General features: G+C 32.8%; 27 protein-coding genes. 9 read left to right on the top strand and 18 right to left on the bottom strand.

All coding sequences use genetic code 11. From position 1 onward, the window contains the following. Position 1: 1 nt before the first annotated feature. Genes QMO72_RS13365 through QMO72_RS13380 form a run of 4 tightly spaced genes read right to left on the bottom strand, consistent with a single transcriptional unit; the run spans position 2 to position 3,242 of the window. A complete protein-coding gene (locus QMO72_RS13365) occupies positions 2-955 on the bottom strand; it encodes a sugar kinase (RefSeq protein WP_103266177.1) in 954 nt (317 codons plus the stop codon). Positions 956-968: 13 nt separating this feature from the next. Further along, a complete protein-coding gene (locus QMO72_RS13370) occupies positions 969-2,243 on the bottom strand; it encodes a gluconate:proton symporter (RefSeq protein WP_103266176.1) in 1,275 nt (424 codons plus the stop codon). 11 nt (positions 2,244-2,254) lie between these two features. Beyond that, on the bottom strand, positions 2,255-2,503 hold the full coding sequence (locus QMO72_RS13375) for a hypothetical protein (protein WP_046836020.1): 249 nt from the start codon (positions 2,501-2,503) through the stop codon (positions 2,255-2,257). Further along, positions 2,493-3,242 (bottom strand): sugar phosphate isomerase/epimerase family protein, encoded by a 750-nt coding sequence (locus QMO72_RS13380; protein ID WP_103266175.1) that lies wholly within the window; start codon positions 3,240-3,242, stop codon positions 2,493-2,495. The genes QMO72_RS13375 and QMO72_RS13380 overlap by 11 nt, the downstream gene beginning before the upstream one ends. Positions 3,243-3,407: 165 nt before the next feature. Here QMO72_RS13380 and QMO72_RS13385 point away from each other — a divergent pair, with 165 nt between their 5' ends. Both QMO72_RS13385 and QMO72_RS13390 read left to right on the top strand, forming a co-directional pair. After that, positions 3,408-4,403, top strand: coding sequence for a LacI family DNA-binding transcriptional regulator (locus tag QMO72_RS13385; protein ID WP_286093206.1), 996 nt, complete (start codon positions 3,408-3,410; stop codon positions 4,401-4,403). A 414-nt stretch (positions 4,404-4,817) separates the two neighbouring features. Continuing rightward, positions 4,818-5,018 (top strand): cold-shock protein, encoded by a 201-nt coding sequence (locus QMO72_RS13390; protein ID WP_046836023.1) that lies wholly within the window; start codon positions 4,818-4,820, stop codon positions 5,016-5,018. Between the two features lie 119 nt (positions 5,019-5,137). Here the strand turns inward: QMO72_RS13390 and QMO72_RS13395 are convergent, their stop codons facing one another. Next, a complete protein-coding gene (locus tag QMO72_RS13395; RefSeq protein WP_103266173.1) occupies positions 5,138-6,121 on the bottom strand; it encodes an aldo/keto reductase in 984 nt (327 codons plus the stop codon). Between the two features lie 486 nt (positions 6,122-6,607). Between QMO72_RS13395 and isaB the strand changes: the two genes are divergently transcribed. Continuing rightward, positions 6,608-7,201, top strand: a complete 594-nt coding sequence (gene isaB / locus QMO72_RS13400) for an immunodominant staphylococcal antigen IsaB family protein (RefSeq protein WP_103266172.1) — start codon at positions 6,608-6,610, stop codon at positions 7,199-7,201. Positions 7,202-7,386: 185 nt separating this feature from the next. On the opposite strand, the gene QMO72_RS13405 is transcribed toward isaB, so the two are convergent. The 5 genes from QMO72_RS13405 to QMO72_RS13425 form a co-directional block, all read right to left on the bottom strand. Beyond that, on the bottom strand, positions 7,387-7,536 hold the full coding sequence (locus tag QMO72_RS13405; RefSeq protein ID WP_286093207.1) for a hypothetical protein: 150 nt from the start codon (positions 7,534-7,536) through the stop codon (positions 7,387-7,389). Positions 7,537-7,540: 4 nt separating this feature from the next. Next, positions 7,541-8,386 (bottom strand): alpha/beta fold hydrolase, encoded by an 846-nt coding sequence (locus QMO72_RS13410; RefSeq protein WP_286093208.1) that lies wholly within the window; start codon positions 8,384-8,386, stop codon positions 7,541-7,543. Next, the gene (locus tag QMO72_RS13415) at positions 8,386-9,408 is read right to left on the bottom strand and encodes an NADP-dependent oxidoreductase (RefSeq protein ID WP_103266171.1); all 1,023 of its coding nucleotides are present in this window, start codon (positions 9,406-9,408) and stop codon (positions 8,386-8,388) included. Before QMO72_RS13415 ends, QMO72_RS13410 begins: the two co-directional genes overlap by 1 nt. Positions 9,409-9,730: 322 nt before the next feature. Further along, the gene (locus QMO72_RS13420) at positions 9,731-10,570 is read right to left on the bottom strand and encodes an alpha/beta fold hydrolase (RefSeq protein WP_103266170.1); all 840 of its coding nucleotides are present in this window, start codon (positions 10,568-10,570) and stop codon (positions 9,731-9,733) included. Positions 10,571-10,796: 226 nt separating this feature from the next. Next, positions 10,797-11,258, bottom strand: a complete 462-nt coding sequence (locus tag QMO72_RS13425) for an Lrp/AsnC family transcriptional regulator (protein ID WP_103266169.1) — start codon at positions 11,256-11,258, stop codon at positions 10,797-10,799. Positions 11,259-11,379: 121 nt separating this feature from the next. Between QMO72_RS13425 and QMO72_RS13430 the strand changes: the two genes are divergently transcribed. Further along, positions 11,380-11,925 carry a cysteine hydrolase family protein gene (locus QMO72_RS13430; protein ID WP_103266168.1) on the top strand — a complete coding sequence of 182 codons (546 nt, stop codon included), beginning with the start codon at positions 11,380-11,382 and terminating at the stop codon, positions 11,923-11,925. A gap of 70 nt (positions 11,926-11,995) precedes the next feature. On the opposite strand, the gene QMO72_RS13435 is transcribed toward QMO72_RS13430, so the two are convergent. Then, on the bottom strand, positions 11,996-12,841 hold the full coding sequence (locus QMO72_RS13435; RefSeq protein ID WP_286093209.1) for a PhzF family phenazine biosynthesis protein: 846 nt from the start codon (positions 12,839-12,841) through the stop codon (positions 11,996-11,998). Positions 12,842-13,257: 416 nt separating this feature from the next. On the opposite strand from QMO72_RS13435, the gene QMO72_RS13440 reads away from it, so the two are divergent. Together QMO72_RS13440 and chrA are read left to right on the top strand one after the other, a co-directional pair. Continuing rightward, positions 13,258-13,761 (top strand): GNAT family N-acetyltransferase, encoded by a 504-nt coding sequence (locus QMO72_RS13440; RefSeq protein WP_103266166.1) that lies wholly within the window; start codon positions 13,258-13,260, stop codon positions 13,759-13,761. Positions 13,762-13,926: 165 nt separating this feature from the next. Beyond that, on the top strand, positions 13,927-15,090 hold the full coding sequence (gene chrA, locus QMO72_RS13445; protein WP_103266165.1) for a chromate efflux transporter: 1,164 nt from the start codon (positions 13,927-13,929) through the stop codon (positions 15,088-15,090). 75 nt (positions 15,091-15,165) lie between these two features. Here chrA and hxlB read toward each other — a convergent pair whose 3' ends face one another. Next, the gene (gene hxlB / locus QMO72_RS13450) at positions 15,166-15,714 is read right to left on the bottom strand and encodes a 6-phospho-3-hexuloisomerase (protein WP_103266164.1); all 549 of its coding nucleotides are present in this window, start codon (positions 15,712-15,714) and stop codon (positions 15,166-15,168) included. Then, positions 15,701-16,342, bottom strand: coding sequence for a 3-hexulose-6-phosphate synthase (gene hxlA, locus QMO72_RS13455; RefSeq protein WP_069824529.1), 642 nt, complete (start codon positions 16,340-16,342; stop codon positions 15,701-15,703). The genes hxlB and hxlA overlap by 14 nt, the downstream gene beginning before the upstream one ends. Before the next feature lie 102 nt (positions 16,343-16,444). On the opposite strand from hxlA, the gene QMO72_RS13460 reads away from it, so the two are divergent. Continuing rightward, positions 16,445-16,783, top strand: coding sequence for a winged helix-turn-helix transcriptional regulator (locus QMO72_RS13460; protein ID WP_103266163.1), 339 nt, complete (start codon positions 16,445-16,447; stop codon positions 16,781-16,783). A gap of 118 nt (positions 16,784-16,901) precedes the next feature. Here QMO72_RS13460 and QMO72_RS13465 read toward each other — a convergent pair whose 3' ends face one another. Next, entirely contained in the window at positions 16,902-18,113 is a 1,212-nt protein-coding gene (locus QMO72_RS13465) for a CynX/NimT family MFS transporter (protein WP_103266162.1), read from the bottom strand. A gap of 706 nt (positions 18,114-18,819) precedes the next feature. After that, complete coding sequence (locus tag QMO72_RS13470) at positions 18,820-19,650, bottom strand: oxidoreductase (RefSeq protein WP_103266161.1); 831 nt, start codon at positions 19,648-19,650, stop codon at positions 18,820-18,822. A gap of 376 nt (positions 19,651-20,026) precedes the next feature. Between QMO72_RS13470 and QMO72_RS13475 the strand changes: the two genes are divergently transcribed. Next, positions 20,027-20,788: an SDR family oxidoreductase gene (locus QMO72_RS13475; RefSeq protein WP_103266160.1), complete on the top strand. Its 762-nt coding sequence runs from the start codon at positions 20,027-20,029 to the stop codon at positions 20,786-20,788. Positions 20,789-20,962: 174 nt separating this feature from the next. Here QMO72_RS13475 and QMO72_RS13480 read toward each other — a convergent pair whose 3' ends face one another. Continuing rightward, complete coding sequence (locus QMO72_RS13480; protein WP_103266159.1) at positions 20,963-21,154, bottom strand: hypothetical protein; 192 nt, start codon at positions 21,152-21,154, stop codon at positions 20,963-20,965. Positions 21,155-21,294: 140 nt separating this feature from the next. Next, a complete protein-coding gene (locus QMO72_RS13485; protein WP_103266158.1) occupies positions 21,295-21,648 on the bottom strand; it encodes a hypothetical protein in 354 nt (117 codons plus the stop codon). 703 nt (positions 21,649-22,351) lie between these two features. Here QMO72_RS13485 and QMO72_RS13490 point away from each other — a divergent pair. Next, entirely contained in the window at positions 22,352-23,365 is a 1,014-nt protein-coding gene (locus QMO72_RS13490; protein ID WP_103266157.1) for an aldo/keto reductase, read from the top strand. A 447-nt stretch (positions 23,366-23,812) separates the two neighbouring features. Here QMO72_RS13490 and QMO72_RS13495 read toward each other — a convergent pair whose 3' ends face one another. Next, complete coding sequence (locus QMO72_RS13495; RefSeq protein ID WP_103266156.1) at positions 23,813-25,267, bottom strand: carbon starvation CstA family protein; 1,455 nt, start codon at positions 25,265-25,267, stop codon at positions 23,813-23,815. Positions 25,268-25,321 lie beyond the last annotated feature (54 nt).

The following is a 25,321-nucleotide window of genomic DNA, read 5'->3' on the forward strand; positions in this document are numbered from 1 at the left end:
TTTAAAGCTCCTTCAATACAAGATCTAAGTCTTTTTTAGTGGGGTAACCATCATTATCACCTGCTGATTGGACAGCAAGCGCACCTATGATGTTTCCTCTTTGTACTGCTTCTTCTATACTAATTTTTTCCAACAATCCTGTAATAATTCCTACTGCAAAGCCGTCCCCCGCGCCCACGGTATCAATAACTTGTTCTACCTTCTGTCCTGCTATTTTCTTACCGCTTTTTGTACCTTTTTCTTTTAAATACGCCCCATCTTTTCCTAGTTTCACAATAACTGTACTTGTTTTGTCACTTTGGTTTAAATAAAAATCCGCAATGACTTCAGGATCGTCACTACCAACCAGTACATTTCCTTCATTGATACCTGGCAAAATAATATCTGCATGCTTGGCTAAATCATTAATAGTCTCACACATTTGCTTTTCAGAGTCCCACAATTGAGGGCGTAAATTAGGATCAAATGTTGATGTTATTTTATTTTGATCTAAAAGTTCAATCAGCAGTCTAAACGTAGATAATGCTTCCGATGAAATAGCTGGAAAGATACCAGATAAATGTACATGTTCTGTATCTTTCCAATCGATGGTGTTTAATATTGCTTTATCAAAATGTGCTGCAGCAGATCCTTTTCTAAAGTAATGTATATCTGGATCTCCCTTGCTCACACGATTCTTTAATTGGTACGCTGTCCAATAATCATCTGTACTTTCAATGTAATTCGTTCCAATATTGTTCTTTTTTAATGCTTTAGCAATAAATTTACCGAAAGGGTCATTGCCAAGTCGTGTAATATATTGCGTACTATGTCCTAGACGTGATACACCAACTGCCACGTTAACTTCTGCACCTGCCAAATATTTCGTGAATGTTGTAGCATCTTCTAAACTTTTATCCATATCATCTGCACCAAATAATGCGATGGGTTCACCAATTGTAATAAATTTGCTCATGTGTCATCTCTCCTCATAATATAAAGTACGCTAAGAACAAGTTAATTGCCGTTGCTATCCATATCCAAGGTAAACCTGTAATTAGAAACGTTTTCGTATCTAATTCATTGTATTGAACCGCCCAAAGATTCCACGATTGTGTAATACAAGCTGAAATACCGACCATGGAAGGTACAACGAGTAAGCCATATAAAAAATACTGATCAAATAAACCCGTACTAACAAAAATACTTGCAGTAGCAGCACCCGCGCCATACAAGAATAGCGGCCCCCTAAAATATGCTAATGGCGCTAGGAAAATCATAATTATTGTTAACAATAATGTATTATTGGGAATGATTGATTTAAATACATCATTGAAGTCTGCCATTGCATGAACTGCAGAGGCTTGGAACATATTTAACACAAATAGCATAATAATTAATCCTGCAATATCACTAATTGCGTTATATGCTGTATTGTTAATCATTTTAATTAGACCTGTATAAGTGCGCATGTTACCTGTAACTAACAAGGCAATTAATATTGAAATAAACAACGCGGGAATTGCGTCCCAACCTAAAGTAATATTTAAAGCTACTGGTAATATCGGAAGTAAGTATGTCCATGGTGACACTTCTTTCACTTCAGAGGATTCGTCTTCTGAAATAACTAACTTAGATTTACCATCTTGAATTTTCTTGCGATTAAATAAGATAAATATAATGGTAATAGCCATTTGTACAAGCATCGCTATAAAACCAAATTTTTGATATCTCCATCCCCATTCTATTTTTGGAAAAAAGACTTGGAATTGCACAAACAAAACATTGTTTATATACATCGCTGCACCAATCGACAAAGTAAACACTAAAACCGCTATATGTTTAGGTACGCCAATTGAATACATGATTGGAAAAATAATAACACCAATAGCTATAGCTGAACCAACACCATAAGAACTCGAAAAAATTAAAGCAAGTACACAGGCTATAAGTATTGTCGCTACTACAGGATATCTATTACCAACTGTTTGTGTACGTCTACTAATACTCCCAGCTATACCTGTATCAACTAATACACGTCCAAACCATGACCCAAATATAATATTCACAATTGTACTCCCATATTTAAGAACAGGTTCCGTATATATTTCTTTTATAGCAACGTTTAATGGCACAAGGCCGATAATTGTCCACAATATAGCCATAACCAAAAATCCTAAGGTTAAGTTCCCGCCACGCATAACAAAAAGTACAAATAATACAAACGTTATTAATAATAATATGCCAGTGATTGCTGCACCCATATCCCCACCACCTAGTATTTATTTAACTCACTTAATATTCTTTGATATGTTGATATATTTCTTTTTTTCTTTTCTTCATAAAAAAATGAATTTTCAAGATTGTTGAAATCTAACGCCACATAGTATGCAGTGAGATACGCTGCCAATGCTTCTTTTGCTGATTTTTCGATATCTTCAGAGTTACTCACTTTTCTCTGAATAGATTCCATAAATTTATAAGCAAATTTTTCTGCATCTACGTTTGTTTTCTTAATTTCCATATCCAAACACCTCGATTAATTGTTTATCTGTTAAAATTTCTACTTTTTGATTTGAAGGATATTCCAATGCAACAGGTACATCTTTAGGTAAACGTGACAGTACTTGTTTCCAATCGATATCGCCCTGATCTAATGATGTTGCAACTAATGTGTCCTGCACTTGTGACACATTCTTTAAATGGATATAACTAATATAAGGTTTCAAAACTTCTGCGCCTGTGACTTCATTCTCACCAACATAGCGAAAATTCCCTAAATCGTATGTGTAACCGATATTGAGACCTATCGCAGTCGTATCATTTAAAAAAGATAAAATGTTTTTTATCGTTCCTGACTGTTGCGTTTGATCATTTTCAACCATAAAATTAAATGCTTGTTGATTAATCAGCTTTAAATTCTGTAATTGTGCTTTCTCTTGGTAATTACCAATCGTCATTTTTATATGTGTCGCTTTAAGCTTTTTTGCTTCATCAAAATATTGTGAAATAGCAGGATTCAATTTCCCACTGTCTAAAAAAATAGCATCTGGTACGCTATAAAAAATTGTAATTTTATTTCTCTCACAAAATTTAGTAATAGCTGTAATTTCGCTATCAATATCCTTAAAATACTCTCTCCTAAGCTCAATATTGTTAAAACCCATGTCGACAATATAGTCGAATAATTCAAGTTGTGTTAATCCAGAATTTATTTTCTCTTGAGCAACAAGCATGTTAAAAACTAAACCATTACTATTCATATCATCAGCCCTTTATCTTGAATTTAGTAAACCGGTTTTCTAACTTAAATATCATAGTAAACCGGTTTACCGAGAATGTCAACGCTTACATTTAGTCTTTTTCAAACAACAATGTTAAAATTTGATATGATTAATAGAGATTCCATTGGAAGGATTGAACGTATAATGGAGAAAAAAACAACTATTTCTGACGTGGCAAAATTTGTAGGCGTTTCGAAATCAACTGTGTCCCAATACATTAACGGCAACCATCAAAAGATGTCAGCAGACACGAGAGAGAAAATCAAAAAAGCAATTCGAACTTTAAATTATCGTCCGAGTAAGCAAGCACAATTTCTAACTACTAGAAAAAGCAACTTAATTGGCGTCGTCGTCGCTGATATTTCTAATATGTACTCATCATTACTGCTTAAGGGTATCAGCCAATATTTTGAACATACCAATTACCATTTAATTATTGTGGAAGCAGCAAATTCAGAGATAAAAGAACAGAAAATACTTCAAAAATTAGTGGATCAAAATGTGGAAGGTATTATTATTCAACCATCTAATGATAATTCTACAAATTACCAATTTATCGCTAATAATCAAATACCTATGGTCTTAGTAGATCGTGAAATAGAAGATAGTCCTTGGGCATCAATCACAACAGATAACGAATCAATTGTTACAAAAGTCATGTCATCCATAGTTGAAAAACATTATAAAAATGTCATTGTCGTTTCCCAACCGATCCATCGCGTGAATACTAGGGAAAAACGCTACAATACCATAGTCGATGTCGCTAGGCTAAATCAACTCAACGTAAAGCTCATAGAAATAGACGAATCGCATTATTTAGATATCGGCCAAATTACAAAAATATCTAAAACGGGTAAGACAGTAATCTTTGCACTAAATGGTACTGTGTTAATGGACACAATCAAACTACTGAATGACAATCATTTAACTATACCTGATGATATAGGCATGACTGGATTTGACGACTTTAATGTTACTGAAATCATTAGTCCAGGTATTACGAGCATCAATCAACCTTCTAAATTGATTGGGGAAACCGTAGCAAAATGTCTTGACCAAATACTGAATGGAACTCCACTTGTTGATTTAAAAGTTCAAACAGTTATTAAATCTGAGATTCATTGGAGAAATTCATTATAAAAATCTTCTGTGTGTTTATACTTCTTAATTACATAAATATCTTATGATTTTGTTTATAGGCATACTTAAATCTTCTTCAGTTATGACTAAATGATTAACTTTATATTCCACAAATCAAGTTAATCATTCGCTGCGTTTATTAATGTTATTCAATCCCTTTACAGACACGTGCGAGTAGAAGCAAACATGATCAACATTTTTTGTAATACTCCGTTTTATACTATTTAGGTAGTTGAACATTAAAGTAGTAAATATAAATAAAACTATACTTATCGAAATATATAGTGTATAGTTAATCTAACGTAATAAAAGCTCGTGAATTTAATTGTAGTGTATTTTTTTTAGAATATCCTCTTTTTTAATTATGAATTTGTTACAAATATTATGTGCAAAAGCACGCGGAGGTATTCTATTATGAATAACGGTACAGTAAAATGGTTTAATGCAGAAAAAGGTTTTGGTTTCATCGAAAGAGAAAACGGAAGCGATCTTTTCGTTCATTTCTCAGGCATAGCTGCTGAAGGTTACAAATCTTTAGAAGAAGGTCAAAAAGTAGAATTTGACATCACTGAAGGACAACGTGGCGAACAAGCTACTAACGTTGTTACTGTTTAATTCACCATCATAAAAAGCACCAAACTACGCTTTGTAGTTTGGTGCTTTTTTTTAATCATAATTGTCTTAAATTATTTTATAAAACTTATGATTTGTATAGCTGTATCTACATGAATCCTTTAGTAAGTCCCTCTTATAAAATCTGCTACTTTTTCTTTATAAAAGTTTTCAATCTCTAATTTTTCGCTTTCTGTGAAGGCTTTAGTATCTAATGTAGCTAAGTTCTGTTTCACCTGCTTTATATTTCTAAACCCTGGGTTAATACAAGAGATTTCCTTATAATCTAATATCCACTTTAATGCCGCACTTGCCATAGAAGGACGATCTTCTGCAATCCATTGTAACTGGTTAGCTAGTTCAACGCCTTTTTGCAAGCCTAACCCTGAGAATGTTTCACCTACATTAAAGGATTCACCATTTTCATTGAATTTACGATGATCATCCTCAGAAAATTTAGTTTCAGATGTAAACTTACCTGTTAATAAACCACTCGCAAGCGGCACTCTCGCAATGATACCTACCCCCTGTTGGTAAGCTTTAGGAATTAACTTTTCTAACGGTTTTTGTCGGAACATATTAAAGATAATTTGTAAGCTTGCTACATTAGGATATTCTAAACAAATTAATCCTTCTTCAACTGACTCGACACTGACTCCATAATGTCGTATTAATCCTTCATCTTTTAATTGATCTAACACTTTGAAGACACTACCATCTTTTAAAATGTCAGTAGCGGGACAATGGATTTGAAATAAATCAATTGAATCTCTATTTAATCGTTTTAGACTATCTTCACAATATGCTTTTACTGTTTCGTAGCTGTAATTTTGTGGATCAGCAATATCTCCTTGCCTACAAAATTTAGTTGCAATATAGATTTCATCTTCTTTGCCTTCAGTAGCCTTAGCTAGTAATGCTTCACTATGTCCATCGCCATATACGTCAGCCGTATCAAAGAAGTTAACACCTTGATCAATTGCATATGATAAAGCTTTTAAAGCTTCTTCATCATTCGTTTCACCCCATGCGCCTCCAATTGCCCATGTACCAAAACTCACTTCACTAATCATCATGCCAGTATTGCCTAATTCACGATATTTCATAATGTACTCATCCCCTTATGTTATAGAAAATATATATTCTCTTTACCCTTTATTGATAAAAGTTATAGTTTATTTCTAAATTTCATTCCTTAATTAAAAAAAGCTATAATTACGCTAAAAAATAACTTTAAATTTAAATTGTGATATAAATGCTCATTAATAATGTGTATCTTTTTGCATTTATAAGAAATAGGCGTATGCTTAAGGTGAATAATTACACTTTTATCAATAAGGAACTACAAAAACGAGGGGTGATCAGTTAAATACTACTAATCATATGACTTTCTTTTCTATAATTGTATTAACACGCTTTATCAGCCCTTTTCACAATGCACAATCTTCTAACAGGACATTGGTTTATAAATAATATGTAATACACTTGCGAATATGGATCATGTTGATAGTTATAAATGTCAGTGTGAACTGTGTCAATCATTTATAATTACTTAGCCAAGAGGGACTCAAAAAATTGAGGAGTGATTTATTATGCGTAAAGTAGGGAAATTACTTTCAGCAACTGTCGTAGTATCAACGCTTGTCTTAGGCTCTTCTGCAGCATATCTTACGACTGGTAGCCCAGATGTTCAAGCAGCTGAGCAAGTTCAAAAATGGGGCCACGGTGAAGGTGGCGCCAGTGGTGCAAGTAACGAAAGCGGTGCAAATTTAAAAGCTGAAACACCATGGTATAACTATGAAGGCTATACAACATACGACCCTTCATTCACACAAGATTATAACTTCGTACGTGCTTTAAAATATGATAATGTCTCAATCAATGGTTACAAAGTAGACACAAGCCTTGACGATGAAGTTGATCATACTAAAAAGCTTTACGATACAACTGTAGAGTTTAATAGTGATAATAAAGTAACTGGTATTTCTTTCTTAACGAAACCCGATTCAGTATCTAAAACAACATTTAAAAAAGCACACACGTCTAATAAAATAATTGATGAAGGTGTCACTAATGGCGGTGACCAAGGTGACGGCACATTCGTAAAATATGCGACAAATGATGGTTCGTACACAGCTTACTTTGACAAAGATAAAAAATTAATGCAAATGCGCATTGGACAATAAATTTGAGCAACAAATATAAGTAGTTACCTTAAAAGTGTGGATTTAAGCCTCTATTATCGATATGGATAATAGAGGCTTTAAAATTATAAACAACAGTCTCTTCTTTAATACAAAGAGGAGATTTGTCATTTTTAAGTTTATTTATTACAAAATTTGTACTTAAACCAGCAAAATGTTCTAATGCATTATTGTGCCCATTTTTTATACAAATTAATCAATGTAGGCGTTGGAACACCTGTTTTAGAAGCTAACGTCTCACTCATTGCTGATTTAAAAAACCTATTCTTAATAGTATTACCGTTAGGCAATGTTTTTTCTTGAAATAAAACAGACAAACCATCACTCTCCTATAAATTCATTTACACTTTCACAAAAATCTATTGGCTCTTGGAATAAAGCACCGTGTCCAGCATTTTGATATATCTTTATCTCTGAATATGAAATGTCATCTGCCAATACAAAGCTATTTTGAGTAGGTACCATCTTATCATTGTCTCCGTTGACAATGAGCGTAGGCATATCAATATAATTTAAAGACTCTCTATTCGCATTACCCCATTTTTTTATGGCTTTTAATTGTTTGATGTATGCAGGTAACGTTATTTTTTTATCTCTGTTTATTTTTCTTTCTTTTAACCTTTTAAGATATTCAGTTGCTTTAGTTCTTCCAATATCATCTTGGTTGAAAAATAAATAATACTTAGGATCTTTAGCGTGAAGTATCGCTTTGAAGGTTAATTTATTAGCAATTGGAATGATTTTTTCTATACCTTCCCCACCTCTTGGTCCTGTCCCTACTAAGATGAGCTTATCTATCTTTTCAGAAGCAATTTTCACTAGCTCTTGAGCAACCATTCCACCCATCGAAAGTCCTAGAACATTAATGGCACTGAATTGCATTGCATCTATAAATTCTAAAACGCCTTCTGCCATTTCTTCTATCGTATTAGGAACTTTTCCTTTAGATAATCCGACGCCTTTGTTGTCAAATACAATCACTCTATATTTTTCACTTAAAGTATTAATAAGCTTCGGGTCCCAATTATCCATCGTCGCAGCCAAATGTGTCAGTAATAGTAGTGTTTTATTATTATCTTGTCCTAAAATCCTGTAGGCGAATTGTGTGTTTTTTTTAGATGTTACAAATTCATTAGGTACATTTTGATATGTTAATGGTTTCATCATTAGATGTCTCCTTGTGTCTCATCAATTTTTAATAAAACTTTACCATTTGTATGATGATTAAATGTGTAGTCTAATGCTTTGTTGATTTCATTTACTGTAAATACTTGATCATCTACGTCTGGGATAATGTGATCACTTTCGATAATTTTACTTAGTGCTTTCAGTTGTTCACCATCAGAACGTACAAAAATGAAGCGATAATCTATAGATTTTTGTTTGGCTTTTTTATCAAATTTTTTACCTGCAATTGCAAATAGCGTCTTCTTAAACATTGAGAAATCATTTTTTTCGGCAAAATGCTTATTGGGCGCGTTAATTAAACTGACTATTGTTCCTCCTGGCTTCATTACAGATAATTCTTTATCAAATTCGTTAGCGCCTAGGGTATCAATCACATAATCCACATTCGATAAAGTATCCCAATAGTTTTCACTCTTATAATCTATATATTGATCTACGCCTTTTGCGATAAATTGTTCTCTTAATCTTGGACTACCGGAAACAATTACTTTTAAGCCTAAATTTTTCGCTATTGGAACAGCCATTTGACCAAAACTACCCGATCCACCTGGAATAAATAACGTTTTTCCAGATTCAGCCTGTAATTCTTCAGTAATTGCTTGATATGCTGTTAAACCGGTTAATGGCGCTGCTGCTCCTGTTTTAAGACTTAAATTGTTTGGTAATTTAGAAATGGCATTGGCATCGACTGCAACATATTCTGCAAATGCACCTATCTTATCGATTGGTAGTCGACTGTAAATCTCATCTCCTAGATCATAATCTTTTACTTCACTACCAATTTTAGTAACAACACCTGTCAATTCATTTCCTAAAGTTACAGGCATTTTATAATCTTGTATTAATTTTACACTTCCAGTTATAATCAACTTTTCTAAAGGATTAATAGCTGCATAAGCAACTTTCACTAATACTTCGTTAGGCTTAATGTCTGGAACTTCTATGTCTCTAACCTTTACTTCTAAATTTTTATTATATTTTTCAATTTGTACAGCTTTCATTTAGACACACCTCTCTATATTTTAATAATATGCGTTACTATAAAATAACTCCCTATTTCATCACTGATACTGTTCATTTACGCATTCAAGGAACTCGAATATCCGAAGTAGTTCTTTCTAACATCACCTCATGATTAGAAATAATAAAATAGACCATTTATATAATATAGAAGGTACTTTCCATCATTTTTGATATTTACCATTCCACTATTTAAAGAAATATGGCCTCATCTAGGCTACAATCTATACTTTGAAACTATTTGGAATATAATAAAATACAATGTATAAAATAAGCGATGATTAATAATCACCGCTTATTTTATTATTCATTTAAAAATGTATTTACATGATTCGCAAACCTTACAGGGTGTTGAAATAGATGTCCGTGTCCTGCATTAGGATATATAATTAACTGCGCATCTGGTATATTTTGACTTAACATAAAACTATTTTCAGTAGGAACCATAATATCATTATCTCCGTTAATCACTAATGTAGGATTTTCTATATGATGCAGTTGTGTTTTAGCATTATCAAAATCCTCATTTGTCCATTGAGCAATTGCCGCTAACTGTGCGTCTCTTACTTGTAACGTACTGTCCTTGGTTTTTTGAGAAAATATTCTATTTAGTGATTGTTTACCCAATTCACGCCCTTTTTCTGTTTCTGGATAAAAAAGAAATAAAAATGTTTCAATCGCATCTGCTTCAGAGCCTTCTGCTTTATACATCATTTCCTCCATTTTAGGATGTGATGGGCCAATGCCACCAGCAGGACCAGTACCTGATAATATTAACTTTCTTACTAAATCTGGATGATGCATGGCTAGCGATTGCGCAACCATACCTCCAATTGAAAAACCTAATATATCAACTTGTTGATATCCAAGACCATTTATAAATTGATACGTATCTTCCGCCATCGTATCAATAGTGCTCGGTGTTTCTCCATCTGTATAGCCTACGCCAACATTATCAAACAAAATCACTGGGCGTTCTTTAGCAATATTTTCTAACATTAAGGGATCCCAATTTTCCATTGTGCCTCTAAAGTGAATAATAAAAACGAGTGGTATGCCTTCTTCTGTTCCCAATTTTTTATATGCAAATTCAGTACTGCCGACTTTTAAATATTCATTTTCAGGTAATTTAAACTGTGTCATCAAACTCCTCCTTTAGGTTACAAAATCATTATTTTGTAACATAAATATAAAAGATTCTTCTCTATATTTCAACTATTAAGCCTAAATCATATGATTTAGATCTTCTGACTATTAATTAATATTACCGTTTTCCATTTTTATAATATATACACAATCACCCAGAATGATCATTGTAGAAATTATTTCTTAGGTAAAAAAATAGAACCTCAACGATGATGTTGAGGTTCTATTTTGCATTATTTAAAGCGTCATTCTCTATAAATTTATGATTGGTTTTGAGTTGGTGCACAGAAATATTAAGCGAATAATTGCCATAAGTTAATAGTTTCTGTAATAAATCATTTAATTGTACTTTTGTTTTCACTCTGAATTTTAAATGATAGCATCCTTCACCTGAGATTCTATGTGCCTCTAAGATATCATGACTCATATTTATGAAATCAATAAAATTCCCATGATGTGCTGAATTCATGTACATAGTTAAAAAGCCTAATATACCATCGCTCAATTTGTCCTCATCAATGTTCAATGTATAGGATTTAATAATCCCTTCTTCTTCCATTCGTCGAATTCGATTTCCTACAGCTTGCCCTGACATATGAATCGTTTCACCGATATCTTTCCATTGCATTCGTGCGTTATCAGTCAAAAGGTTTAAAATTTGAATGTCTATGTTATCTAATTTCATTTTAACATCCTTTCATGAATAAAGTTTTAAGCACTAAGTTGTTTCACGGCTATATTGATAATAGGTTATTTTTACTCTAACATGACAACTGTACTATAAATTATAAAGTGGGTGTATAAATATGAATACGGCTTTAATTATTGTAGATATTCAAGAAGATTATTTTCCAAACGGGAAAAATCCGTTAAATAATCCTGAAAATGCAGCGAATAACGCAAAAAAAGTTTTAACGTGGTTTAGATCAAATCATAGTGAAAATATTTTCCACATTCAACATATTGCTCCTGATGACTCCTTTGGTTTCTTTGCTCCAAATACTAAAGGTATCGAAATTCATGAGACAGTGAAACCTAATGATGGTGAAACAATCATTAATAAACAGTTACCGAATAGCTTCATTAACACGGACTTACAAGACAAATTGCAAGAAAAAAATATAGACCACGTTGTCGTTGTAGGTATGATGACACATATGTGTATTGATGCTACAGTCAGAGCTGCAGCAGATTTAGGTTATGCCGTCACATTAATTGAAGATGCATGTGCTTCAAGTGAACTCACGTACAACGATCACAGCATCAGTGCACAAGATGTACATTATTCATTTATAAGTGCGTTAGACTTCGGGTATGCTGAAGTTACTACAGCAGAAGATTTTATTAAGTAACCATTAGAAAAATAAAAAAGCTGCCTGAATGGTAGCTTTTTTTATTTTGGGGATAGCTTTCTATCATTCATTAAAGAATAACCGCTTCTCCTAATACAGCATTTTGTAGTGTATTACTTTGCGTAATCTTAGATTTGACCATTATTTCACTATGTCGTTTTATTGCTTCACCTTGAGTAATATAAATATTGTCACCTTGTATATTAACTAAATCAAATAACTCTAAATATATACCTAACGCTGAAGCTGCAACACCTGTCGCTGGGTCTTCATTATAACCCGTGTTATTAGGAAACTGTCTTGCCGAAAAGGTGTTCTTCTTATGCGTAGATTGAGTAAAGGGATAGAATCCTGTCGATTGATATCGATCACAGAGTTTCCAAAGTTTCTCAAAGTCAGGGCGCAATGCTTGTAATACATCGTTAGACTTCAATTTCACTAACGTTTTATAACGTGAAGTTGAAATACTTTTAATTGGAAAATCATCAATATCTTCAATATTAATATTTAATACATTTGCTACTTCAGCTGTTGTTGGACTTACTGCAGCAATTTTAGGTAAAAATTGTTCTACCTCTATCATTATTCTGTCATTGTTTTTATGTATCACTAACAGGATCTTTCCAGCCAAAGTTTCAATTAACAATTTGTTTTTATGAACCTTATGTTGTTGAACTAATACTGTCGCACAAGCTATCGTAGCATGTACGCACATTTCCATTTCATTATTCGGCACAAAATATCTAAATTGAAAATCACAGTCATCATATTCTGACGTTCTTATAAAACCAACCTCAACACCCTGTGCTTTTGCTATAGACTTCATCTGCTGAGTTGATAAATCATCTGCATTTAAGACAACAGGACAAGGATTACCCCCACTTTCAGTCAATGCGAATACCGTTGTTTGTACCATTGAAATATCCGTAAATATCGCCTCTTTTGTAATTATTAAAGTATTCTAATCTATTAATTAGAATACTTTAATAACGTTATAAATGGTATTAACAATCATCGTTTTATAAATCCCTAGGGTTTACTAAATATAGTAACTGAAAAACGTACTTTATTGAAATATAAAAATATATTTCATACAAATTGATTATACTTTTCCTATATCCAATCAGTAATATAAATGTTTAAATAATACATATAACTATAAAGTTTTTTGAATCATCAAATAACTCTATCCACTATATGTTATATATCGAGACTACTAGTATAAAATGTGTTCAAACAATGATATTTCGTGTGTCGTATGGGCAATGATTTATATACACTATCGTCTCAATGGACAAATGAATAAAATTAATATATTTAGGAGAGATAATCATGGATTTTTATTCCAGAGATTTAAAAGATACAGATATGAACGACATCAATGAACTACATTCACTTCCTGAAGTTACACAATACCAAACCTGGGATGTTCAAAGTTATGAGGATACTGAACGATTTATTAAAAAGGTTCTAGATAAGGATTCTCACTGGATTTATAATGTCATCGTCAATCCTGATACTGATAAAGTGATTGGAACGTTTCAACTTTTAATAGATGAAGCGAATAATAGTGCTGAAATTGGCTATATTGTGCATCCTAAATACTGGAATCATGGCATTGCTACAGATATGGTAGCAACAATTGTAAAATATGGTTTTAAAGTCTTAAAACTTAATAGAATATGGGGCGCTATGGACTCAAAAAATATCGCTGCACGTATTGTATTACAAAAAGCAGGCATGGAACATGAAGCTATATTACGCCAAGATACATTGTTGAAAGATGGTAGCTATAGAGATACATTAGTTTTTGGCATTTTAAAAAGTGAATATTAACTATCTACACGTTTAATTTTAATCCTTTGTAATAGCGCATAGTATACATTGGCATGTACAACATTTCATATCACATGTGGCATCAATGCTCCCAATTTGATGAGAACTTTTCAAAAGCAATGACAATATCCTTCCCATTATAAATAAATTATAAGGAGCTTATTAATGGCTAAATATCTACATATTTTTATGGTTTCTTTAAAATTAGGTTTAATGTCTTTTGGTGGTCCGACAGCTCACTTAGGTTACTTTTATGATGAGTACGTCAAAAAAAGAAAATGGCTTGATGAAAAAGCGTACTCTGATTTAGTAGCTTTATGTCAATTTTTACCTGGCCCAGCAAGTAGCCAAGTTGGTATTGGTATAGGGACCGTGCGTGGGGGAATGATGGGGGGAATTATATCATTTATTGGATTTACTTTTCCTTCTATTCTTATACTCATGCTATTTTCACTCCTTTTTACAAATAGTGAGGCGGATTTTAGTTGGCTCCAAGGTTTAAAACTAGTGGCTGTAGCTATTGTTGCTCAAGCTATTCTCGGCATGGGTAAAAAATTAACAAACTCAAAACCTACAATTACATTAGCTATTTTTGTATTATTTATGTCTTTATTAATTGATCACGTATTCATACAAGTTATTTCATTAGTCATCACAGGGATTTATGGTCTTCTATTCTTAAAGCCGAATTCTATTCAACCTGCTGGTCGTCGTGAAAAGTTATTTCATTTACCTAAACGACTTGGGGTAATTTCTATCACACTGTTCATAACACTTTTAATTATGTTACCAATAGCCAGTTCGCTGACTAACAATATTTGGATCAAAATGTTTGATAGCTTTTATCGCTCTGGTTCTTTAGTATTTGGCGGAGGACATGTTGTTTTACCACTTTTAGAAAAAGAATTTGTACCACAAGCACTTATATCTCCAGATCATTTCATTGCTGGTTATGCTGCGGCACAAGCTGTTCCAGGGCCATTATTTACATTTGCCTCTTATATAGGGACATCTATTACAGGCATTTCAGGTGGTTTATTAGCTACTGTTGCTATATTTTTACCGGCATTTCTTTTATTATTTGGTATTTTGCCGTTTTGGGACACTATTAAATCTAATGTATATGCTGATGGATTTTTAAAAGGGATTAGCGCAGGTGTGGTCGGTATTTTAATTGCAGCATTCTATAATCCTATATGGACGTCAACAATTAATACAGAATTGGATTTTGTATTAGCGACTGCATTGTTTGTCTTATTGATGTTTTTTAAATGCCCATCATGGGCTATTGTATTAATTGGATTACTATTAGGTATCGTCTTTTATTAAAACGTATGCAAACACCCCCTACAATTTGATTGTAGGGGGTGTACTTATGTGTAAAGCAATATAAATATATCTATACTATTCTAAATTAGCATGGTTATCTTGCATTGTAGTTTCATTTACTTTTAATATGTCTTGCATCGTTAGGACCATGCTATCTAAATAAATTTGACTACTTTGTTCAAACAAGCTTCCTAGTGGTTGTTGAGACCCTTTGACATCATATTTCGTGCCAGCAGGTAATACAATTGTTAAATCTGCAATTGTACCAATGGGAGATTTAGGTGTTGTTGACAATAATAAAACATATGCCTGATTGTCTTTAGCTGTTTGTGCAAGTAATTTTAAATGTGCTGTAGAACCCGAACCTGATGCTATTAAGAATACATCATTGGCTTGGATAGACGGCGTAGTCGTTTCACCAACGACATATGCTGGTTTACCTAATTGATTTAATCTCATGGCAAAGCTATTCATCACAAGACCCGAACGTCCTTTACCCGCTACAAAGATGGTTGAGGCATCCATCATCAGTTTCAAAAATTTTTCTGTTTCTGATTCACTGATATTAGCTAATGTTTGTTTAATCTCCTCTAATATTAAGTGAAAATGATTATGCATTTGCATGGGCATCTACAATATCACGACATTGTTTCGCAGCAGCTTTTGGATCATCAGCGTTTGCGATGCCGCCACCAACAATAATTAAATCTGGTTGTTCAGCTGCCACTGTTTCAATTGTATCTGGTTTGATTCCACCTGCTACAGCTACTTTTGAATTTGAAATAACTGATTTAACAGTACGTAAACTTTCTAAAGGTGATACACCTTCAGCTTGTAAATCATAACCCGTATGTACTGCAATATAGTCAGCACCCATTTTATCTAATTCAGCTGCACGTTGTTCTAAATTTTGAACCGCGATCATATCCACTAATAATTCTTTACCACTGTTGTGCGCTTCTTCGATAGCACTTTTAATTGAAGCATCTTCAGAAACACCAAGAATTGTTACGATATCAGCTCCGAATTTTACAGCTTGGCTGACTTCGTATCCGGCAGCATCCATAATTTTTAAATCTGCTAATACTTGTGTGTTATTAACTGACTTACTCATATGTTCAACGGCAGATAGCCCTTCATTTATAACAATGGGTGTTCCAATTTCTACGATATCAATAAATTCCTCTACTTCTTGAGCTAGCTTTGCTGCCTCTTTTTGGTCTAATAGATCGATTGCTAATTGTAATTTCATTAAAATTTCCCCTCTCTATCTTTTATAATCTCATTATGGTATTATTTACACTAAATGACAATACTGACATTGTTGTCACTATATAAAAATGGAGGCATCGCTTTGTTAATTGAATATAATAATAAAGAATTTTATACATCGAAAGATTTAGCTTTGTCTGTAATTGGTGGAAGATGGAAAATCGCTATTATTTACCATCTTTTGCAAAGTAATCGTTTAAGATTAAGTGAATTACAAAATAAGCTTCCTGATATCAATCAGCGTATGTTAATCAGACAACTTCGAGAATTGGAACATGATAAAATCATTGAAAGAACCGTTTATCCAGTAGTCCCACCAAAAGTTGATTATACATTAACTGAAATTGGTCTAAGTCTTGATAAAGTCGTCTATGCGATTTGTGATTGGGGCGATGATTATTTAAAAGTCATCGAAAAATAAGCCTTGCTCATTCCAATACAAACAAAGCCCCCCTCCCTTAAAAAAAGGAGGAGGTTTTTTTGACGTTAATTTAATTTAAATTAAATTAGAATGCTTTAAATTAAACATATATGGTTATCTATGCATCTTCAATTACTTTATCTTTAGATGCGCCATAACCAAAAATCAAGAAACATATTGGCATAATCAATAAAAATATTATACCTGCATTCCAATTACCTGTAGCATCAAATAAGAATCCCATAAATATAGGACCAATGGCACCTATTAAATAACCTATCGATTGACCAAAACCCGATAATGAGATACTGCCGTCACTTGTACGTGCTCTAATAGAGAAGAACGTCATGCATAAACTAAAACAAGCGCCCATTGCTAGTCCTGCAATGATAATACCTATAATTAATAAAACAAGATTATGTGCAAACAAAAAACTAAATCCTATTAAGAATAAAGCTGTTATAATAACCACTAAAATACGTTGCTCTTTTAATCTAGCAGCAATGATTGGAAAGGCAAATGTCATAGGTACTTGAGCAAACTGATTAATCATGAATAAATAACCCGCAGTAGTTGGATCCAATCCTCTGTTAATTAATATAGCTGGTACCCAAGCCACTACCGAGTAAACCATCATAGATTGAAAGCCCATAGTCAGTGCAATCATCCAAGCCAGTTTAGAATTAAATACTTTTATTTTACAATGTGACTTTATTTGCGCATCACTCACAGAAGATTTTTCGAGTTTTACACTTTTTTTCATTTTGGGTAACCATAGTAACATTACTAAAACCACTAATATAATCCATATCGATAGGGATAGTCGGAAATTAAACGGTGTTAGTGTAGATAATGGAACACTTAACCCACCACCTAATCCGCCAGTAAAGTGCATCATTGCACTATACATACCTGTAGCTATACCAATTTGTGTTGGAAAATACCATTTAACATAACTGGGTAAAAGCACGTTACCAAAGGCAATCGCAACACCCAACAGTATGGTGCCAATAAGAAAGATATTAAAATCACCTGCTACACGCACGATTAATGCAATACCTAATAAAATGGTTAATAATAAGAGTGTTCGTGAAATAGTTAAATATGAAGTGACCTTTGAAACTAGGGGCGAAATAATAGCAAATATAATTAATGGAATTGTTGTTAAGGAACCCGCAATGCTGTCGTTAATTTTTAATTCTTTTATGATTTCATTGACAACCGGTCCGACTGATGTAAGTGGCGCACGTAGTGTTGAAGCAATAAACATTATCGCAATCACCACGCTCCAATTTTCTTGTATCTTGTTTATACGATAGGGTTCACTCATCCGATGCAACCTTTCTTTTTATAGTTTAAAATAGGTTTTCGCTTTCTGTTTGAATGTGTAGAATCAAAATTACATTCAAGTTACCCTACACTTCTGACTTTTTATAAATTTCTTTTTCAAAATTACTCGTCTTCATCGGTTCTGTTTACTTAAATAGTTTCAATCACCTCCCTCTAAGATTCAGAACTTCGCTCATCAACGACTCGCATCCCAAATATTATTTTTTTAAATCTACATTTTAAAAATTTGAATTTTCTGTAAATAATTGTTATTTAAAACCTTACAGTAAAAGAATTTAATTTACAACTGAAATTAGTTTGTATTATCTTTTGATTTATTAATGATAAGTCATTAAATTTTCTTTTGTTAAGTTTTTATATATTATATTTTCTTTTGTTTGATGATCTGTAAATTTTTTAAGTCCAAACATAAAAAACCTTCCAAGATGGTTACCTTGGAAGGCATTGAGACTTCGTAATTTTTATTTTAAAAAAACGCTATTATATTTTTGTAGATACTATTTTAATTTTCATCTCATCTTATAGTCATAATCACAACTCATACCCCTAAGAAAATAAATGACCACCCACTATTTTTCAAAAGAAATAGTGTTTAACAAAACAAAGCTGGGGTAATAAATATCTGAGACGAAAAAACGCACTTCGATTTAAATCTATTTATAGGTGACCTTAATTTAAATATTATGTTAAGTACGCGGTGAATGCTCTACTTGCTTTTTTTGAATACGATTAAATAGTTTTGTCGGAAGCATCGCATGCATTAATATAATTATTTTTGCTGAGAGTCCTACAATATAACGTGGTTTTGCTTTAGGTCGCTCTATCGATTTAACAATCGTCTTTGCTACTGCAGATGGCGCAAGTAAAAAGTCAGATTTAAATTGTTTATCCATTAAGTTTGCCATATTTTGAGACTGTTCTTCATAAACACTACCTCGTGAAGAAGCTTGAAGATGATTAATTGCAATAGGGCCCCAATTTGTTTTTATGCCCCCAGGTGCAATGACAATGACATCAATTCCAAAATCAGATAATTCTAAACGTAAACTTTCACTGTACCCTTCTAATGCATGCTTTGAGGCATGGTACCATACGCCAAAACAACTTGGCACACGTCCACTTATCGAAGATATATTGATAATTTTACCAAAATTTTGTTCACGCATTGAAGGTATAACTGCTTTAGTTAGCTCTGACAAGCCAAATAAGTTAACTTCAAATTGTTTTTTTGCTTCTTCAATTGACACATCTTCAACAGCCCCAAACGATCCATAACCAGCACTATTGACTAAAATATCTATATGACCTTCTACTTCAATAATATGATCAACCACATTTTGAATTAACGAATGATTTGTAATATCCAGTTTAATTAATTTCACATTATATGCACGTAAAGCAGTCATACTTTCTATATTTCTTGCTGCTGCATACACATGATAATCTTTTTTAGCTAAGGCTTTTGCTGTTTCGTATCCTATGCCACTACTTGCTCCTGTAACTAAAGCCACTTTCATTTTCCCAATCTCCCTTGCACTATATTTTGTAAATGTAAGTATCGATTTATCTGCTTAATTAATTACTAAATTTACCCACCAAATCAATGCTATGATCTATCTGTAGATTGATTTATAGGGCATTCCATGAGCTCAGAATCCTTACTGCGCTGACTGTTTGCATTTTGTTTTGCTAATATATCACATATCCTATTAATTTAAAAAAATAAGCATGATTATTTCCTAGGAAATATAAGCAACGCTTGTTCATATATCAATGTCAGACCCCATAGTGTGTATTTTTTATGCATGCAGAAAAGCATTTTGAGTTTATTATTAGAATTTTATATGTAAACGGAATATACTTTTCACACTTACAAAAATAGAGGTGTGTTTCATGAATATAAAAAATAATACGATGCTTATTACTGGTGGTGCTTCAGGTATAGGTTTGCAATTCACCAAAAAGTTTTATGACAATAATAATAAAATCATTATCTGTGGACGTAATACAGAAAAATTAGAAAACATCAAATCTCAATTTCCCGAAATCATCACTATACAGTGTGATATCAGTAGCACGGAAGATCGCTTAAATTTATACCATTGGGTTATTAAAAATTATCCAGATATTAATATGTTGGTAAATAATGCCGGTATACAGAACCGCTTCAATATTTTAACTGCTAATGCTGAAAGCCATTGGTCTGACCTCAATACTGAAATTCAATCTAACTTTGAAGCGACTGTTCAATTATCCATTTTATTTAGTCAGCATTTTGCAAAGCACAACACAGATTCAAGTATCATCAATGTTTCTTCAGGATTAGCTTTTGCTCCAATGGCTATTGCACCCATATACTCAGCAACTAAAGCCGCTGTACACGCATTTACAGTCAGTTTAAGACACCAATTATCCGAGACTCAGACAAATGTTTATGAAGTCATTCCACCTGCTGTAAATACAGATTTAGGCGGCAAAGGCATCCATACTTTTGGTGCTGACCCTAGTGATTTTATCAATGAAATTTTTGAAGGCCTACTTAATGACCAAAAGGCAATAGGTTACGGTTCATCAAATGAGCGTCTTAAAATGTCAAAAACTGAACTAGATCAATTTACTGAAGCTATGTATCATCAACAAAAAGATACGATTTAAATACTCATCCTATGAAAAAAGGACCTAGAACAAGTTCTAGGTCCTTTTTTATTTATCTCATTCTACGCTCACAGCTTTATTTTAATTTCGACATAAATTGGTAGGCGGTCACACCATAACGATATTTACAAATAAAATAAGCAAGGCTCAAAATAATTGAACCTCGCTTTTCATTTAAGCCTTATATTTTATTATTATTCCTAGCACAGTCAAAGATGCTAATAATACTATGAGTATTGTGTATAGCTTACTGATTTTTTGTTGATTTTGCTCTAATTCAGCAATTCTTAATTCTTGTATATCTAATTCTTCCCTAGATTCATTATCACTTTGTTTTATAATATTGAGTTGATCTTGCTTCTTCATAAATACATCCCCTTTAATCCTGCGTATTTACATTATACAATTTAAATGAATATATATCATATTTTATGAACTGTTATTTATAGAATCTCAGATAATTGACAAATATCCTCCTCTCATAATTTATGAAAGAAGGATACTGATCAATATGCCAACATGTAATTGCGCGCTTCTTGTTCTTCTAAAAGTGTTAACTGTGTTGTTGCCTCTTTAAGTGCACTGAGTGATTTCTCAAAATATATAAAAGTTACTTGATAGTAACCATTTCCAGCATCTGTAAGTGTTGCTCTTGTATTTTCATCTCCAATAATTGCCTTTGTCTCTTTTGATGTTTTTAAAAAAGTAGTAAGATGCTCAAAAGACAATATTTCGCTTTGCTCTATACAAAAATAAAATACTTGATTGCTTTGCTTTTCTAATCTTTTCAAATAATGTTTATCGACAGACTGCACTTCATATTTATCATTTACCGTGTTACTTTGTGTAGCTTTAATCATTTTTATACCTCTACTTTCGATTTAAGGTATTAAGTTTGATATAGTATGAGCAGTGCTTTGAATACATAATCCAAATAAGTGTTAAAGGAATAACTTTTATTTTAATACATACAGAAAGTCTTAATCCTAATATGACAATACTGTATTTTAATTTACGTTTGGCTTGAATAACATACGTATCTTAATTCAATCATGCTATCTAAAAATGCAATTATTACAATACTTGGGCTATATTCTAATTAATATATGACACCAATATTTATACTTATTCCTTTAAACAATACTATTCTACTTAATCACTTACGATTTAACATCATACCAATAATTTTTGAAAAAATCACGAATTAATACTCAAAATAATGATATACAATGAAATTGTAATTGGTTAGAAATTTGAATGTAATACATTTGTAAAAAAATTTATTTATATATATAAATTTACACTTTACACATTAACGTTTTTGAAATGATAACTTATTTATTTTTAAATTAATCTTCAATTTTTGATATACGCACTTTAAAGTGCGTACTTCTTTTTTGATCTGTTATATTTCATAATTGATTGCATAAGCTTTATAAGGGTCATTAACATTGAGAAGTATTATTTTTAGAAATACACTCCGTACAATATTATATCAATGGTTATTATGATGTTTACGTTGTTCAGTTATTTGAGCTTATAAGTTACAAGGAGGAAATTCAAATGAAAAAAATACTACAAAGTAATTTAGGGTTTGGTAGTGCTCCATTAGGTAATATGTATCGTGATATTCCAGAAGACGAGGCCATTGCAACAGTCAATACAGCGTGGGATAGTGGGATACGTTATTTTGACACTGCACCAATCTACGGAGCAGGGCTGTCTGAGAGCCGTCTTGGTGAAGCGTTGTCTACTAAGAACCGTGATGAATATATATTAAGTACAAAAGTAGGGAGAATCGTATCTAATGAAATAGATGATTCATCTTCCCGCAATATTGAGGAAAAAGGCGGTATTTTCAAACATGGTCGCAAGAATAAAATAATTAATGACTATAGTGCAGATGCAACACTACAGTCTATTGAAGACAGTTTAAAACGCTTAAAAACTGATCATATTGATTTTGTCTTTATCCATGATCTGGCACAAGACTTATACGGAGATGAATGGATTAGTCAATTTGAAATTGCACGTACGGGCGCATTTCGTGCATTAACTCGTTTACGTGATGAAGGTGTCATTAAAGGCTGGGGCCTTGGTGTCAATAGAACTGAAGCTATTGAATTAATGTTAGATTTAGACGAACCTAAGCCAGATGTTTCACTATTAGCCGGACGTTATACATTATTAGATCATGAGCGTGCTTTACAAAGCGTTATGCCAGCAGCACAGCAACAGGGCATGGATATCATTGTAGGTGGTCCATATAGCTCCGGTGTACTTGTAGGTGGTAAAACTTTTGAATATCAAGAAGCTTCTCCTGAAATACTTGATAGAGTCGCAAAAATTAAATCTATTACAGATAACTATCATATTAGTATTAAAGCTGTAGCGTTACAATTTTCGTTAGCTAACCCAGCTGTTGCAGCTGTGATACCAGGTGCTAGTAAACCGAGTCGTATCGCTGAAGATAATGAAGCTTTAAACACCAAAATTCCAGCATCATTTTGGAAAGAAATGCGTGAACACAATCTAGTGTCTCAACATGCACCACTACCAATTGATTTTAAATCATAAATACATTTTATATCATATGATGCCGCGCTCTAATCATTTAAATAGAGCATGGCATTTTTAATTTGTATTTTCCATTATTTCTACATTTGCTTTTAAAAAGTCATCTATAACTACATCAAACAATCAGTTTAGCGTTAATAATGATGGACATCAAGGTAGTTTCTATTATTGTCTCAACATACCATTGTTTGTCGTGAAACAAGTAACACTTCTCGAAAACATTTCTTACGTAATCTATAATATCTCATTTTCATAGCTAAATTTAGTTGTCTCTCACTTTCGGTTAAAGCGTTATATAGAATACAAATTCATACTATTAAACTTTATTACATACCTACGCACTGCTTTTATAAAACTACTTTAAAACTTATATTATATTTTTCAGACTACCTTTAGACATACTAAAAGAGAACACATGCCACTACATGCGTTCCCCCTGTTACTTTATTATGAAATAGGTTGTTGCTGTTGAATGGGATGATCGAGTTCAAGTTTAACGCCAGCTGTCATTTTCTTATATTGATAAGTAAAGTAACCTATCCATAAGATTGTAAGTATAAATGCAATTCCGTAACTTAAATTTAAATCTAAACCCAATCCAATCTTCTGGCTCAGTATATACGTGAAAATGTTCCATGTCATAAATACGGCTGGTACTGCTGCGACCCAGAAATTCTTTTTAGCAATTAAGAGGTACATAGCTCCAACCCATAAAGCAATAACTGCAGTGGTTTGGTTAGCCCAAGAAAAATATCTCCACAATACCGTGAAATCCACTTGTGTTAAACCAAAGCTGATTACAAACAATGGGATTGCCACAATAACCCTTTTTGCCATACTGCGTTGTCCATAATTTAAATAATCCGCTATAATCATTCTTGCACTTCGGAATGAAGTGTCTCCACTTGTAATTGGTAGTATAATTACTCCTAGAACTGCTATAGTACCAAACACTGAACCTAATAATAGGTGGGATGCTTGACTAACAACTAATGCCGCTTCTCCACGCGCTAAAACTTCATTAAGTCCACTATAACCATTAAAGAGACTCATTCCTGCTGCTGCCCAAATCATAGCAATAATACCTTCTGCAATCATCATGCCATAAAAGATAAAACGTCCATTCTTCTCTTTATTTGTCGTTCTAGAAATAATCGGTGTTTGTGTAGCATGAAAACCTGATAACGCGCCACATGTAATCGTAAAGAATAGTAATGGGAATATCGGTGCACCATCAGGATGCATATTCTTTAAATTAATTTCAGGTATCGGTGCGCCAGTTTGAATAAGACGGAAACCTATACCGACCGCGCTGATTAAAAGTAATGCCCCAAAAACTGGATAAATTCTCCCAATAATTTTGTCGATAGGTAAAATTGTAGATAAGATATAATATACAAAAATCACAAAAATGATAATTCCCAATGCAATACGACCATCAACTAAGTTATGTAACAATAGTGCTGGACTCGTTACAAAAACCGTGCCAGTTAGAAGTAGCAATAAAATAGAAAAGATATTTACAAAATGCTTCATAAACTGACCTAAAAATTTTCCAGCGAGTTCAGGTAAATGTGCCCCTTTATTCCGTATTGAAATCATACCAGTAAGATAATCATGAACTGCCCCTGCAAAAATACATCCCACAACAATCCATATAAATGCAACTGGACCATAAAGCGCTCCCATAATTGGCCCGAAAATAGGACCAACCCCTGCAATATTCAATAGTTGAATCAATGAGTTGGATGATGTTTTCATCGGTAGATAATCGACATCATCTCTTTGATGATATGCTGGTGTTGGACGATCTGATTTTGTGCCAAACATTTTATCGATATACTTACCATAAGTAAAATAACCTACAACTAGTATAATAATGGCTACGATAAACGTAATCATATTATTCCCCCCTTAGATAATATGTAAGCGTTTTCTTAATTTAACCATAGTTGG

The sequence above is a fragment of the Staphylococcus casei genome (assembly GCF_030294405.1).
Taxonomy (GTDB): domain Bacteria; phylum Bacillota; class Bacilli; order Staphylococcales; family Staphylococcaceae; genus Staphylococcus; species Staphylococcus succinus.